Source organism: Enterobacter cloacae complex sp. S3 (genome assembly GCF_014930495.1).
GTDB classification, from domain to species: domain Bacteria; phylum Pseudomonadota; class Gammaproteobacteria; order Enterobacterales; family Enterobacteriaceae; genus Enterobacter; species Enterobacter asburiae_B.
On the sequence record NZ_JADBRD010000023.1, the window covers coordinates 134640 to 148974 of the forward strand.

At 56.2% G+C, this 14335-nt stretch carries 11 protein-coding genes and 1 pseudogene; 6 read left to right on the forward strand and 6 right to left on the reverse strand.

Annotated features, from left to right (window positions below):
• Positions 1–26: 26 nt before the first annotated feature.
• Positions 27–1616 (reverse strand): STY4199 family HEPN domain-containing protein, encoded by a 1590-nt coding sequence (locus IM317_RS15355; protein WP_032662140.1) that lies wholly within the window; start codon positions 1614–1616, stop codon positions 27–29.
• 148 nt (positions 1617–1764) lie between these two features.
• Between IM317_RS15355 and IM317_RS15360 the strand changes: the two genes are divergently transcribed.
• Together IM317_RS15360 and IM317_RS24200 are read left to right on the forward strand one after the other, a co-directional pair.
• The gene (locus tag IM317_RS15360) at positions 1765–2304 is read left to right on the forward strand and encodes a GNAT family N-acetyltransferase (RefSeq protein ID WP_033146865.1); all 540 of its coding nucleotides are present in this window, start codon (positions 1765–1767) and stop codon (positions 2302–2304) included.
• Between the two features lie 71 nt (positions 2305–2375).
• Positions 2376–2474, forward strand: a pseudogene (locus IM317_RS24200) (lysozyme); the annotation flags it as partial.
• Between the two features lie 97 nt (positions 2475–2571).
• Here IM317_RS24200 and IM317_RS15365 read toward each other — a convergent pair.
• Positions 2572–3330, reverse strand: coding sequence for an SDR family NAD(P)-dependent oxidoreductase (locus IM317_RS15365; RefSeq protein ID WP_033146866.1), 759 nt, complete (start codon positions 3328–3330; stop codon positions 2572–2574).
• Positions 3331–3449: 119 nt separating this feature from the next.
• On the opposite strand from IM317_RS15365, the gene IM317_RS15370 reads away from it, so the two are divergent.
• The 3 genes from IM317_RS15370 (at position 3450) to IM317_RS15380 (ending at position 7010) form a co-directional block, all read left to right on the forward strand.
• Entirely contained in the window at positions 3450–4349 is a 900-nt protein-coding gene (locus IM317_RS15370) for a LysR family transcriptional regulator (protein WP_033146867.1), read from the forward strand.
• Positions 4350–4401: 52 nt separating this feature from the next.
• On the forward strand, positions 4402–5427 hold the full coding sequence (gene yhjD / locus IM317_RS15375) for an inner membrane protein YhjD (RefSeq protein ID WP_033147087.1): 1026 nt from the start codon (positions 4402–4404) through the stop codon (positions 5425–5427).
• Between the two features lie 260 nt (positions 5428–5687).
• On the forward strand, positions 5688–7010 hold the full coding sequence (locus tag IM317_RS15380) for an MFS transporter (protein WP_023309582.1): 1323 nt from the start codon (positions 5688–5690) through the stop codon (positions 7008–7010).
• A gap of 60 nt (positions 7011–7070) precedes the next feature.
• Here the strand turns inward: IM317_RS15380 and IM317_RS15385 are convergent, their stop codons facing one another.
• Entirely contained in the window at positions 7071–9113 is a 2043-nt protein-coding gene (locus IM317_RS15385; protein ID WP_033146868.1) for an AsmA family protein, read from the reverse strand.
• A gap of 65 nt (positions 9114–9178) precedes the next feature.
• Positions 9179–9952, reverse strand: a complete 774-nt coding sequence (gene pdeH / locus IM317_RS15390; RefSeq protein WP_023309584.1) for a cyclic-guanylate-specific phosphodiesterase — start codon at positions 9950–9952, stop codon at positions 9179–9181.
• Between the two features lie 229 nt (positions 9953–10181).
• On the opposite strand from pdeH, the gene IM317_RS15395 reads away from it, so the two are divergent.
• Positions 10182–11111, forward strand: coding sequence for a sugar kinase (locus tag IM317_RS15395; protein WP_033146869.1), 930 nt, complete (start codon positions 10182–10184; stop codon positions 11109–11111).
• Positions 11112–11174: 63 nt separating this feature from the next.
• Here the strand turns inward: IM317_RS15395 and IM317_RS15400 are convergent, their stop codons facing one another.
• Entirely contained in the window at positions 11175–12668 is a 1494-nt protein-coding gene (locus IM317_RS15400; protein ID WP_033146870.1) for a pitrilysin family protein, read from the reverse strand.
• 227 nt (positions 12669–12895) lie between these two features.
• On the reverse strand, positions 12896–14182 hold the full coding sequence (locus IM317_RS15405) for a dicarboxylate/amino acid:cation symporter (RefSeq protein ID WP_023309587.1): 1287 nt from the start codon (positions 14180–14182) through the stop codon (positions 12896–12898).
• Positions 14183–14335 lie beyond the last annotated feature (153 nt).

A 14335-nucleotide genomic window follows, 5' to 3' on the forward strand; every position in this document is an offset into this window, starting at 1 on the left:
AGAGGGCTGGGGTGAGGGGAAAAATTTTAGCGAATCACCTCATAAATGGCAGTCTGAATGGACTGCCATTTTTTCGTGGTGGCATCCGGCTGCGACTGCGCGCGGCGAGTGGCCATGTCGAGATCGTGCTGCTGGCGTTTCACCACGGCAGGCACGGTGCAGAACGCTTTGAGATACTCTTTACGAACCGAGGTCAGAGACTCACCGTTCGACATGGCGTGGCTGAGCGTGTTGATGAAGCGACGGCACGGCTTTTCTTCCACCATGTTCTGGCGGTAGCGTAGCATCAGCTCCAGCACATCGTCATAGCCTGCCGACATCGCCTCTTCGGTCCAGGACAGCTTCCAGTCCATACCGCCCTGCAAAAATAGCAGGGTCACTCGGGTATCGTTGCGGTTAATGGCCGAGCGGAAATTATTCTCGTCCCAGGTGACCCCCATGCGCGTGAGCGTTTCGCGCGAGGAAGGCGTCTCGCGCATTTCCTGCGGAGGAGCCGCTTCAGCCGCGCTGGCGGTTGCAGGCTGCGGTTTGCTGCTGGTCACTAGCCAGAAGCCCCCCGCCACGATAGCAATCACCATGACGCCAACCGCCCCCCATAGCGCACCGGAAATGAGCTGCTCGCGTTGTTCGGGGGTACGCGGCGCGCGCTGGGTCGGCTTTTCAATGGTGTCACGGACTTCAAACAGATCCCCACCGGTGACCCGATCCATTTTCTGCGCCTTTTCCCAGAAGGTATGCAATTCGCTGGCATCTACCGCCATGAATCCGGCCGGATTGACGCGCGTTCTCCCCTCTTCAAACGCGCGCTGAACGGGCCGCGCGATCTGCGCGTAGTAGTTATCCAGCAGCTGGATTTGCGCCGAGCTTAGCGTTTTCTGAACGGTGATGCTGTTGCGGATTTGCCGAATGTCATCGAGGAAGGTTTGCAGCGTTTTGCGCGGTTCAACCAGCAGCGTCAGCATGGACGGGTCGCTGAACAGCGAAGCGTAATAGCGGCTGAACTCTTTTTTATCCACCAGCATCTGCGCCAGTTCACTGAACATCATGCCGCTGAGGACATCGTTGATCTCGCCAAGCTTCAGCCAGCGCCGCACGCGGTCAGCGTTAAACAGGGTCTTAAGATGGTTGTTCAGCCGCACCTGATCGGGCCAGGCCTGCTGGATGAGTCCTTTAATCATCAGCTCAATCGCGCGTACCTGCTTGTGCGCCTGCTGCTGCTGGAGTTCGCTTCCCGGTGCCAGGTCGGTGCTGTAGGTCAACAGCGGCTGCTGCAGGCGAAGATGTTCCAGCGCGGTCACAAACCGCATCGCCGCAATAAGCTGGTTTTCACTCACATCCTGTCCGCTTTCATACTGCGGAACGCGCTGCTGCAGCAGGCGCAGCTGGAGCGTAAATTCCGACATCTCGGCATCATTGAGGTTGAGTTTTTTCGCAACGGCTCCCCAGCCGCCCAGAGCTAATCGCGCGCTGTCGAGTTGTTCCAGAAACCAGCGTGGATCTTTTCCCTCAGAAGCATGTACGTTCAGAAGGAGTAAAATTTCCACCGACGCATGGCGAATGACCGCCAGACAGTGTTCAAACTGTTCGCGAATATGATGTGATGTGCTGAGAGTCATTGTTTTCCTTAAGCGACAACGAAGACATCCGGAATGGGCACGAAACGCCCTTTATTCTTTTTATTTATACGCGGTTAACCATACCTGACTTTCTGTTGAAATAAAGTGACAACCCTAAAATGATTTAAAATGTTTCAGGAGAATCTGAATGCCGGTTTTAATTACCTCTCGCCTGACCTGTTCGCCCCTGCAGGAGCAAGACTGGCCCTTTTTTCTGGCGCTACAGCAGCACCCGGACGTGATGCGCTTTGTGGCGGAAGGCCGCCCCGTCGCGGCGATCCGCGAGGCGTTTGATTCGCGCCTGACCCCATGGGCACCGGGCAGCGCCCACTGGCTTTGTCTCGTCGTACGTGACACCGCCTCACAGGCCCCGCTGGGCGTTACCGGGTATATTCATCGGGAGGAGGACTGCGCAGAAGTGGGCTTCCTTTTCGCACCCGAGGCGCAGGGGAAAGGTTACGGCTTTGAATCCCTGAAAGCACTTTGCGATTACGCTTTTCATCAGGGCGGTATACGGCGACTCACCGCCACCGTCACCGCGGGAAATGTCGCGTCAAGACGCCTGCTGGAAAAAGCCCGCTTTCGCCTGGAAGGTGAATTACGCGAGAGCTATTACCTTGCGGGGCGCTGGCAAAATGACTGGCTATTTGGTTTATTACAGCAGGAATACCTGAATAATAATTCCTGACCAACCGCTTTTTAGCAGATATTTCCCGGACGTCGTTTCCTCTTTAATGTCACTATTAAGAGGAAACGAATATCAAACGTCATTCGCTGAAAATATTTTCTGCCGCCATTGCGTTAATAAAAAAACATCCGGGTCTTTCTCTGGAGAAATATCGTGATGAAAAGGGGTTATCGGCTATGGCTGCCTGCGTTCTTTATCACTGTCAGTATGCAGACACATCCATACTAAGGGTTTCCTTAAGGGGCTCCTTCCCCTTAAGCCCGCGCATCACAGGAACATACCGCCTGATACTTCAATACGTTGCGCATTCATCCAGCCCAATTTATCGCTGAGCAGTGCCGCAATGGCATCGCCAATATCGTCCGGCAGCCCCACCCGGCCCAGCGCCGTCTGCGAGGCCAGAAGCTGATTCAGCTCCGCGTTGTCGCGCACGCGTCCGCCGCCAAAGTCGGTTTCAATCGCGCCCGGCGCAATGATATTGACGGAAATTCCGCGCGCGCCCAGCTCTTTCGCCTGATAACGCGTCAGCACTTCCATCGCTCCCTTCATGGCCGCGTAGGTCCCAGAGCCCGGCTGGGTAAAACGGGCCAGCCCGCTGGAGACGTTGAGGATACGCCCCCCGTCGTTAAGCAGCGGCAGCAGGCGCTGGGTCAGGAAGAAAGGTCCTTTGAAATGAATGTTCAGCGCTTCATCAAACTGGGCTTCCGTCGTGTCGGCATAGGGCGCATATAAACCCGTTCCGGCATTGTTCAATAAATAGTCAAAGGTTTCGCGCTGCCAGACGGTCTTAAGGGTTTCCTGAAGCTGTCGGGCAAAATGATCAAAACCCGTGATATCCCCGACGTTGAGCTGTAATGCCGCTGCGTTGACGCCTTTTTCCTGAATTTCATGCACAACATCCAGCGCTTCCTGCTGGCTACGATTGTATGTCAGGACAATTCCCGTTCCGTCTGCCGCCAGCTTTAACGCAGCGTTTTTACCCAGACCACGGCTACCACCCGTCACTAATGCGATACGTTCACTCATCATAAACCTCGTTTTGGCTGTTAAGGAGATTGAGAAAGAGCTTATTAGGTGATAGAAAATCAATAAAGATGGGTTAAAACGCTTCACTGTTTCAACAGAAACAACAATGAGCTTCCTCTATGGATAAAATTCACGCAATGCAGTTGTTCGTCCGCGTCGCGGAACTGGAGAGTTTTTCCCGCGCGGCCGAAACATTAACCCTGCCGAAAGGCAGCGTCTCGCGGCAAATTCAGGCCCTGGAAAACCGGCTTGGCACCCAGCTATTGCACCGCACCACGCGACGCGTCAGCCTGACGCAGGACGGCATGGTCTATTACGAACGGGCAAAAGATCTGCTGGCAAACCTTGATGAACTCGACGGTATGTTTCAGCACGATCCCTCCAGCATCAGCGGTCGGCTCCGCGTGGATATGCCCGTCGGCGTTGCTCGAAATTTAGTCATCCCCAAACTGCCTGCTTTTCTGCAGCACTATCCGGGCATTGAACTCGAGCTCAGCAGCAGCGATCGTCTGGTGGATGTGATCCGCGAAGGGTTTGATTGCGTGGTGCGCGTCGGCACATTGAAGGATTCAGGGCTGATTGCCCGTCCGCTGGGCAAGCTGTCGGTGATTAACTGCGCCAGCCCGGATTATCTGGCGCGATTTGGCTACCCGGAAACCCTGGACGATTTAGGCTCGCACGCCGTGATCCACTACGCCGCAATGCTGGGAACCCGCCCGCAGGGCTTTGAGTTTTATAATGGCAGTACGACGCAGTGGATAAAAACGGGCGGGGTGTTAACCGTCAACAGCACGGAAACTTACCAGGCTGCCTGTCTCGCCGGGCTGGGCATTATTCAGGTTCCGCGGGTTGGGGTGCGCGATTTACTGCGCGCGAAGAAACTGATTGAGATCCTCCCGCAATACCGGGCCGAAGCGATGCCTGTCTCCCTGATTTACCCTCACCGCCGCAACCTCTCCCGCCGGGTCCATCTGTTCATGGAGTGGCTTACCGAACTCACAAAAGCTTACGTGGACTAGCCGCAAGCTATAATTCAAAAACACATCCAGCTCAACGAAAAGGAAAATGCGCGTGACGCCGGAAAACAATCCGCAACGACCCACCCAACATTTAGAGTATGAGCCCATCAAAAAGATGGAAACCGAGCCTGAAGCGCCCGCAACGCCGGGAACAGCCAGCAAAGCGCTGGGTACGGTTACCAGCATGGCAGAAAAGATCCAGCAGCTTCCCATGATTGCGCACCTGATACGCGCCACAGAACGGTTTAATGACCGTATGGGAAACCAGTTTGGTGCCGCCATCACCTATTTTTCCTTCCTGTCGATGATACCCATCCTGATGGTGTCGTTTGCGGCAGCCGGTTTTGTGCTCGCGTCGCACCCGACGCTGCTGCAGGATATCTTCACTAAGATCCTGAATAACGTCAGTGACCCGACCCTTGCCAGCACGCTCAAAAGCACCATCAATACCGCCGTTCAGCAGCGTACCACCGTCGGCATCGTCGGTTTGCTGATTGCCCTTTACTCCGGCGTTAACTGGATGGGCAACCTGCGCGAGGCCATCCGCGCCCAGTCGCGCGACGTCTGGGAGCGTAAGCCGCAGGACCAGGAGAAAATCTGGGTGAAGTATCTCCGCGATTTTGTTTCGCTGATTGGCCTGCTTGTCGCGCTGATCGTGACGCTTTCCATTACCTCCGTGGCGGGCTCGGCGCAGCAGATGATCATCTCCGCGCTGTATCTTGATTACATCGAATGGCTCAAGCCCGCCTGGCGCGGCATTGGGCTGGCCATTTCCATCTTCGCCAACTACCTGCTGTTCTTCTGGATATTCTGGCGCTTGCCCCGCCATCGTCCGCGCAAGAAGGCGCTGATCCGCGGCACGTTGATTGCGGCGATCGGCTTTGAGGTGATCAAAATCGTGATGACCTACACGCTGCCGTCGCTGGTGAAATCCCCTTCTGGCGCGGCGTTTGGCTCGGTGCTGGGACTGATGGCCTTCTTCTATTTCTTCGCCCGCCTGACGCTGTTCTGCGCGGCATGGATTGCCACCGCCGAGTACAAAGGCGACACGCGAATGCCCGGTAAAACGCACCGCTAGCCCCGCTCTCGGGCTGAAATTTCAGCCCGATTCATCATTTCAGCATATAAATCCAGTCCGTAACTTTTATTTAACTGAAAACCAGTTTAATTGACTGATATTTAAAATCTGTGAAGCATTTCATAGACGTGTTTTCGCTGGCCTGAAAATTATCCGCTTTTTGTTGCTTTTATCACCAGCACGCGGCTTTGTTACAGATTGAAATGTCGCTTTTGCTGTGCGTAATATGGCCTTTCGTTCGACAAAAATAAGAAAATATTATGCAAGCAACAGCCACCACACTCGACTCAGGGACGGAAAACGTTCCGGTAAACTCGCGCAATAAAGTTGTCGTCGCCTCGCTGATTGGCACCGCCATTGAGTTCTTCGACTTTTATATTTATGCCACCGCCGCGGTCATCGTCTTCCCGCATATTTTCTTCCCTCAGGGCGATCCGACGGCGGCCACGCTGCAGTCTCTGGCCACCTTTGCCATCGCGTTTGTTGCGCGTCCGATTGGCTCTGCGCTGTTTGGACACTTTGGCGATCGCATTGGCCGAAAAGTCACCCTGGTGGCCTCGCTGCTGACGATGGGCATCTCCACCGTAGCCATCGGTCTGCTGCCGACCTATGAAACCATCGGCATTCTGGCGCCGGTCCTGCTGGCGCTGGCGCGTTTCGGTCAGGGTCTGGGGCTGGGCGGTGAATGGGGCGGCGCGGCGCTGCTGGCCACCGAGAACGCCCCGGCGCGCAAGCGCGCGCTGTACGGTTCATTTCCGCAGCTGGGCGCGCCGATTGGCTTCTTCTTTGCCAACGGGACGTTCCTGCTGCTCTCCTGGCTGCTGACGGATGAACAGTTCATGAGCTGGGGCTGGCGTCTCCCGTTTATCTTCTCAGCCGTGCTGGTGCTGATTGGCCTGTATGTGCGTGTTTCGCTGCATGAGACTCCTGTGTTTGCGAAAGTGGCCGCGGCGAACAAGCAGGTGAAAGTGCCGCTGGGTACGCTGCTGACCAAACACGTCCGCGTGACCGTGCTGGGCACGTTCATCATGCTGGCAACCTATACGCTGTTCTACATCATGACCGTCTACTCCATGACGTTCAGTACCGCCGCCGCGCCGGTTGGCCTGGGCCTGCCGCGTAACGAAGTGCTGTGGATGCTGATGATGGCGGTGATCGGGTTTGGCGTGATGGTACCGATTGCGGGCCTGCTGGCGGACAAATTTGGTCGTCGTGCGAGCATGATTACGATCACCACGCTCATCATTCTGTTTGCTCTGTTCGTCTTCCCGCCGCTGCTGGGTTCAGGTAGCCCGGCGCTGGTGATGGCCTATCTGCTGATTGGCCTGAGCCTGATGGGGCTGACCTTCGGCCCGATGGGCGCGCTGCTGCCTGAGCTGTTCCCGACGGAAGTGCGTTATACCGGCGCGTCGTTCTCCTACAACGTTGCCTCTATTCTAGGCGCGTCCGTTGCGCCGTATATCGCCACCTGGCTGCAGGCGAACTATGGTCTGTTCTATGTGGGCGTCTATCTGGCGGCCATGGCAGCGCTGACGCTGATTGCGCTGCTGCTGACGCACGAGACGAAGCATCAGGCTCTGTAATTCACTGCGGCCTGATGCCCTCACCCCGGCCCTCTCCCACAGGGAGAGGGAGAAAGGGAGCTACTTCTTCATCTGCAACAAAATAGTCCGGCACTGATTGGCCTCGCCTTCTGACGGCGAAATCAACGCCAGCAGCGCTGCGGCCGGGGTGACCAGCGTCGCCAGGGCCGCAGCCACCGCACCGCGCGCAATCAGCGGTCCGGGCTTCACGCCCGCCTGAGGGTTTTTGAAGGTTCCGCGCACGTAAAGCGGCGAGCGCAGGGTGATGATGCGGATCCCCTTACTTTCCGGGTCAATCGTCAAATCAAGCTGCTCCGAGGCCATGCTGGCGGTCCCGGTCACGTTAATCACCGCGTTTTCCGTGTCGAAGGCAAATATCTGCGGACGCGCCACGCCGTTAACCAGATCCAGATTGGCCGCCGCGCAGTTCACCCGCACCTCGTCATCACCAAAAATTTGCCCGATGACGTAGTTACCGACGTTCAGCCCCAGGATCTCCATCAGGTTGCGGCTGACCAGCCCGTCGTTCATCAGCAGCTTCAGGTTACCATTGCCGCTGCCCAGCAGCGCCGCCACCGAGTTCCCCACGCCGCGAATGTCGGCATCACCGTTCATTTCACCGAGGGTTTTCTGCATCAGCTCTACGTTCGGCATCAGCTCTTTCAGCTTCAATCGACGCGCCTGGATCTCCGCCCGTCCCTGCATCGGCTTCTTATCGCCTTCCAGATGAATGTTCGAGGAAATTGTCCCGCCCGCCATGCCGAACTTCAGCGGCTGCAGGCGCAGGTCGGCATTTTTGAGGAGGATATGGGTCGAAAGATTGCTGATCGGCAGCGTACTGCCATGTTCAATTTTTCCGCCTTTGAAGCGCACATCCGCATCCATCACGTTCCATTTGTCGGTTTCGAAGCGATCGTATGGCAGCACTTTGCCCGCAGGCTGAACATCCTTTTTGACCTCTTTCGACCTGGTACCTTTACCCGAATCCACGCCAATCAGCGGACCAAGATCGGCCAGACGCAACTGACGGGACTCGACATCCCCTTCCAGTTTCGGGCGCGGTTTTCCGGTGGTGTAGGTCAGCGCGCCGTGGATGTCGCTGTCGCCGATACGGCCGTTGAAGTCCCGGTAGTCAAAAACGGACGCTTTTTCGGTATCGATTTTGGCGACCAGATGCCCGTCCGTTTCGAACGGCGGGGTATCCGGCAGCAGCACGCCGGTCAGTTCATACAGCTCGCCCAGCGAATCGCCGGCAAATTTAAGCTGAAGATCGACGCCCCCCATATTCATCGGGTCGTTGACCGTGCCCACGAACGCCACGCGGGTATTACCGGAACGGAAGTCCGCCTGCACCGGGAACGGCGTGCCTTCGCTCCGCAGCGCCAGCATGCCGCCTATTTTCCCTTTACCGCTGAGAGGCCGATCGTTGTAGCGTCCTTTTGCCGTCAGGCCGAAGACATAGTCGCCTACGCTTGCCGCGTCGCCTTTTGCTTTCGTGCCCGTGACCTCGCTAAACGGCAGCGGTTTGCCCAGCGGATCGACGAGGATCTCCACATCCGCCTTGCTGACCTTATCGTCGATGGCGATCCGTCCGCGATCGAAAAGAATATTGTCGAGACGGAATGACCAGGAAGAAGGCTGGGCATTCGGATCTTTTTCGCTGTCGCTGGCAAGGTTAAACGTCCAGTTGTTGTTTTTTTCTGAGAGTCGGATCAGGCGCGCATCGGGCTGCTGAAGTTTGATCCACGGCAGATAGACCGTTTTGGTGAGGAGCGCCAGCGGAGCCAGCGTGGCCTCAACGCGCGGCAGGTGGATCATGGTGACGTCCGGGATATCCGGCGGGTTGCCGAGAATGATGTCGTCGGCATGGACGTGAGGCCAGGGGATCCAGCTGCGCCAGCCGGGCTCCTCTTTCTGACGCTCCCATACCACCCCTAAATCGCCGCGTATGGCGAAGGGGCGGTTCAGTTCGGTTGAGACTTTCTGGTTGATGGTCGGCTTGAGACGGTTCCAGTCAAACGTCGCAATAATGATGGCGACGACCACGATCAACAACAAGAAAATCCCTGCTGTCCAGGAGATTACCCTGGTTGTTCTCGTCATTTTTATCCCCTTTCCTGATGACCTGTCCTGTAAAACTATAGTCCAGACAAAGGGAAGCGGGCTTATCAGAGGGTCGTTATAACGCTATCGAGGCGATCCATGGGTACCGGGCGGGAGAGATAATAGCCTTGCGCCGCCGCTGCGGGAGAGTTTTGCACATCACGCCACTCTTCCAGTGTTTCCACACCTTCAACAATCACGCCCTGGCAATAGCGGTTCATCAGCTGTAATAACAGCGTAAACAGATTCCGCCCTTCCGGGGTCTGACGCAGCATAATGAACAGGTCGCGGGCCACTTTGATGTAGTCGTAGCGCACCTCACTCAGGGCGGAGAAGTTCGCCATGCCGGTGCCAAAGTCATCCAGCCACAGCGGGCCGTATTCGCATATCGACGCAAACGAGGAGTCCTGCGGCAGGCGGACATGCTCCACCAGCTCAAAGCGCATCCACGGCAGGGTGGCGATCAGCTCCTGCAATTTTGCGTTCTGACGCAGCGCCAGCAGGGTTGGACCATCGACGTTCACCGAGGCGAGGATATCGTGCTGTTCGAAAAAGGGCTGCTTCGTCGCCAGCATACGAAGCTGCTCTTCCAGCACGTCCAGGCGCTGGCGAACGGCAACTTCGGCAAAATAGCGATCCGGCGCGATGCGCTGAGTAGGGTTTGAGGGGTGCGTAACGACGGTCAAAATTTCAATTGCCATCAGTCGACCATCTGTTCGGTAGATCGGCTGATAGGTGTACGCACGCTCACATTGCAGCCAGTAGCGATGCTCCTGCAAGTTCTCAATACTTGCCTCAGGCGTAGTGCTCAGCCGCTGGATAACCTGCTCTGACTTCATTTCAGATGTCCTGTTGTTGGGATAGCCTTTCTGGACTCGTCACAGGATTATCGGCGCGACAATTGAGAACTTTATGTTCAATTCACCGGGAAAATGAAATTAAGATGACAGAAATGCGCGGGAACACGCGCTGGCTCAAATAAAATAATGGAACGTTGTTTTAATATAGTTGACCGGTTAATTCACTCAGCGCACACTGCTGATATTTCTTCTGTTCAGGTTCACGACTATGTCCAAAAAAATTGCCGTGATTGGCGAATGCATGATTGAGCTGTCACAAAAAGGCGCGGAAGTCAGCCGCGGATTTGGTGGCGATACGTTAAACACGTCCGTTTATATTGCCCGTCAGGTCGCGCCTGAGGCGCTCACCGTGAACTACGTGACCGCCCTGGGTACGGACAGCTTCAGCCAGCAAATGCTGGAGGCCTGGCAGAGTGAACATGTCGAAACGTCGCTGATTCAGCGTATAGAGAACCGCCTCCCGGGGCTTTATTACATCGAAACCGACAGCACCGGCGAACGCACGTTTTATTACTGGCGTAACGAAGCCGCGGCCAAATTCTGGCTGGAGAGCGACGCGGCCGCGGCCATCTGCGAAGAGCTGGCGACCTTTGACTACCTCTATCTGAGCGGGATTAGCCTGGCGATCCTGAGCCCTACCAGCCGTGAAAAGCTGCTCTCGCTGCTGCGCGAATGCCGTGCAAACGGCGGCAAGGTTATTTTCGATAACAACTACCGCCCGCGCCTGTGGGCCAGCCGCGAAGAGACGCAGCAGATCTATCAGCAGATGCTGCAGTGCACCGACATCGCCTTCCTGACGCTCGACGATGAAGACGCTCTGTGGGGTGAGAAACCGGTAGAGGACGTGATTGCACGCACGCAGGCGGCTGGCGTGAGCGAAGTGGTGATTAAGCGCGGGGCGGATTCGTGCCTGGTCGCGGTGGCGGGCGAAGCGCTGGTTGACGTTCCGGCGGTGAAGCTTGCCAGAGAGAAAGTGATTGATACCACGGCGGCCGGTGATTCATTCAGCGCGGGCTATCTGGCGGTACGTCTGACGGGTGGAACGCCGGAAGCGGCGGCACAGCGTGGGCACCTGACGGCCAGCACGGTGATTCAGTATCGCGGAGCGATTATTCCGCGTGAGGCGATGCCTGTTTAAGGAGGGTGCGGGCTGATGCCCTCACCCTAACCCTCTCCCACAGGGAGAGGGAATGTTTAAGCATTACTGCCCTTGCGGAATATCCGTCGCGTCCGGATGTAAATCATCAGCCGTGGCGGCCTGCGCTGGCTGCGGCGCGGTAGCCATAATGGAATCCCAGGTCTTCTGAAGTTCCTTCATGTCATATTCCGGCTCGCCCTTCGGTTGCAGGAGGATCAACGCCATCTCCTGCGACAGCTGCTGACGGAGGTCCTGATTGAGCATCTCGACGGTCAGACCGTTCAGGAAGTCCTGACGCAGTTTCTGGTACTGTTCCGGCGCAATGTCCACCACCTGATTCTGCAGGGAGCGAATACGCTGGCTGATCAGAATGTCGGTATCGGCGCGAGCGTAGGTCGCAAACAGCTTCTGCAGCTCGAGTTTTTTCTGCGCCACGAGAGCGTTGAACTCCTCTTCGGAAAGCCCCTCTTTACGCACTTTTGCCAGCTCTTTTGCGACCACGCCCAGATTGGCATTCAGCTTATCGCCCGGCGATTCAACGTTGATGGCACACTGCGCACGCTGGAACAGCACGCGGCAGTCAAAGCCAAGACCGATATTCTTCACGTTGTTCTTGCTCAGCGTCTGCTGAACGTGCCAGAACAGCGCTTCACGCGCCAGATCGGCACGCCAGTAGCGTAACATCGCCGCGGACTCGCGGATTGGCTGCCAGGCGTTATCCCACATGACGGAGAGGCGATCCTGACGCACGGCGTCCGTCATAATGCTGACAGGCTCTGCACGCAGCGGAGAGAGCGTCGGGACAGGGGCTGGCGTTTCACGCTTGCCTTTCAAATCACCAAACGCTTTGTTGATCTGCTCCACCACCGCGCGGCTGTCCACGTTACCCACCACGATCAGCGTCATCGCGTCCGGGGTATACCACTTCTGGTAGAACGATTTTACCTGTTCGGCGTCCACCGGCTGTTTCAGCGGTTCGGCCGGGTCATGTCCCAGCAGCGTCGAGCCCTTCAGGCGGTAACGCCACCAGCCCTCTTTGGTATCCCCGGGCCAGGTCGCCACCATGTCGCTGTTGCTCAGCGCATAGTTGACGGTGTCCGGCGTAATCGCCAGATTGCCAGAGGCATCGGAGAGATACGTAAGCGCTTCTTTAAGGAGGTCGTTACGGTTATTAGGCAGGCTCAGGTTAAACATGGTGTAGTCATACGAGACCACAGCCGGAGGGAGCGGGCGTTTCGGATCGATGGCCTGCTGCCAAAGCGAACGCACCTGAACCGCTTGCAGGCTGCCGCTCTGCGTGAGCGCCAGCCGGGGAATAAAATGGCTAAAACCGGTTTGCTGAGTGCTTTCCGCGAGGGAACCGGTATTAATGGACAGACGGATTTCTACACGGTCACTGGGACGTTGCGGAGTGGCTAAAACCTGCCACTGAAAACCGTTCGCTAATGTCCCTTGTTGCCAGGCCGGGTCTGGCTGGAGCGCATCTGCCTGCACATAACTGGCTGCTGCCATCATCAGCAAACCGCCGGTTAAGAGTCGAATTTTTGTGCCCTGCATGTGAACCCCTGATCAACATTCCTGGTTAAAAAAGAGTGTTTCGCGACGCGCTTCACTCTTAAAGATGACGATGAAAACACGTCGATTAGACCGCGCGTTCGGCAAAACGTCACGGTCAGAAGTGAAATATACCCAAAAAAAATCTTGTCGAATTATGACAGGTACGAACAGTTATTATGCGCAGGAGCCCGCATCCCGACAAGGGAATACGGGCATTTGTGACAAGATTAAGAGGTTAAGCCAGGATTTTTGCTGTCAGTTGAACGGTTATTCAGAGTATCGTCGAGCTTTTTGTGATCCAGCTCTTTCACCCATTTCGCCACCACCACCGTCGCCACGCCGTTACCCACCAGGTTGGTTAACGCACGCGCCTCTGACATGAAGCGGTCGATACCGAGAATCAACGCCAGACCCGCCACCGGCAGGTGACCCACAGCGGAAATAGTAGCAGCCAGCACGATAAAGCCACTGCCCGTAACGCCTGCCGCGCCTTTAGAGGAGAGCAGGAGCACCACCAGCAGGGTAATCTGATGGAAAATATCCATATGGCTGTTGGTCGCCTGAGCGATAAACACGGCCGCCATCGTCAGGTATATCGAGGTGCCGTCCAGGTTGAAGGAGTAGCCCGTCGGGATCACCAGCCCGACCACCGATTTACGGCACCCCAGCTTTTCCATCTTGTCGAGCATACGCGGCAGCGCGGATTCTGAAGAGGAGGTCCCCAGAACGATCAGCAGCTCTTCGCGGATGTAACGGATAAATTTGAAGATGTTGAAACCCGTCGCGCGGGCGATGGAGCCCAGCACCACGACCACGAAAAGGATACAGGTGATATAGAAGCAGATAATCAGCTGACCCAGCTGCACCAGCGTACCGACGCCATACTTACCGATGGTGAAGGCCATCGCACCGAAAGCACCGATCGGCGCCAGGCGCATGATCATATTGATGATGCCGAAAATCACCTGGGAGAAGCTTTCGATCACATTAAAGATAAGCTGGCCTTTGCTGCCCAGACGGTGCAGAGCAAAGCCAAACATCACGGCGAACAGCAGAACCTGCAGGATGTTTCCGCTGGCGAACGCGCCAATGACGCTGCCCGGTATCACGTCCAGCAGGAAGGCCACCACGCCCTGATCCTTCGCCTGCTCGGCATACACCGCGACCGCTTTGGCATCCAGCGTTGACGGGTCTACGTTCATCCCCGCGCCCGGCTGCACCACGTTGACGATGATCAGACCGATAATCAGCGCAAGGGTACTGACCACTTCAAAATAGAGAAGCGCCACTGCACCGGTACGACCGACCGCCTTCATGCTTTCCATGCCAGCGATGCCCGTCACGACGGTACAGAAGATCACCGGCGCGATGACCATTTTGATGAGCTTAACGAACGCGTCGCCAAGCGGTTTCATTTGCGCACCCAGCTCAGGGTAATAGTGACCCAGCAGAATACCGATGGCGATGGCTGTCAGGACCTGGAAATAAAGACTTTTGAAGAGTGAGGTTTTCATAAGGTGTCCTTGGGAAGAAAAACCACAGGCTTTGTAAGGTTATGGTTAACCTGCGGCTTTAAAATAACACCCACATAACAGGACAGAAATAAACTCAGTTCAAATTTGAAACACAAATGTTAAGAACTTTGAGCTGGCTCGCACAAGCCAGCA

Coding starts and splice junctions, on each gene's coding strand:
- IM317_RS15360 (WP_033146865.1), top strand. CDS start 1,765: ATGCCGGTTTTAATTACCTCTCGCCTGACCTGTTCGCCCCTGCAGGAG.
- IM317_RS15400 (WP_033146870.1), bottom strand. CDS start 12,668: ATGCAGGGCACAAAAATTCGACTCTTAACCGGCGGTTTGCTGATGATG.
- IM317_RS15385 (WP_033146868.1), bottom strand. CDS start 9,113: ATGACGAGAACAACCAGGGTAATCTCCTGGACAGCAGGGATTTTCTTG.
- IM317_RS15405 (WP_023309587.1), bottom strand. CDS start 14,182: ATGAAAACCTCACTCTTCAAAAGTCTTTATTTCCAGGTCCTGACAGCC.
- pdeH (WP_023309584.1), bottom strand. CDS start 9,952: ATGAAGTCAGAGCAGGTTATCCAGCGGCTGAGCACTACGCCTGAGGCA.
- IM317_RS15355 (WP_032662140.1), bottom strand. CDS start 1,616: ATGACTCTCAGCACATCACATCATATTCGCGAACAGTTTGAACACTGT.
- IM317_RS15370 (WP_033146867.1), top strand. CDS start 3,450: ATGGATAAAATTCACGCAATGCAGTTGTTCGTCCGCGTCGCGGAACTG.
- IM317_RS15395 (WP_033146869.1), top strand. CDS start 10,182: ATGTCCAAAAAAATTGCCGTGATTGGCGAATGCATGATTGAGCTGTCA.
- IM317_RS15380 (WP_023309582.1), top strand. CDS start 5,688: ATGCAAGCAACAGCCACCACACTCGACTCAGGGACGGAAAACGTTCCG.
- IM317_RS15365 (WP_033146866.1), bottom strand. CDS start 3,330: ATGAGTGAACGTATCGCATTAGTGACGGGTGGTAGCCGTGGTCTGGGT.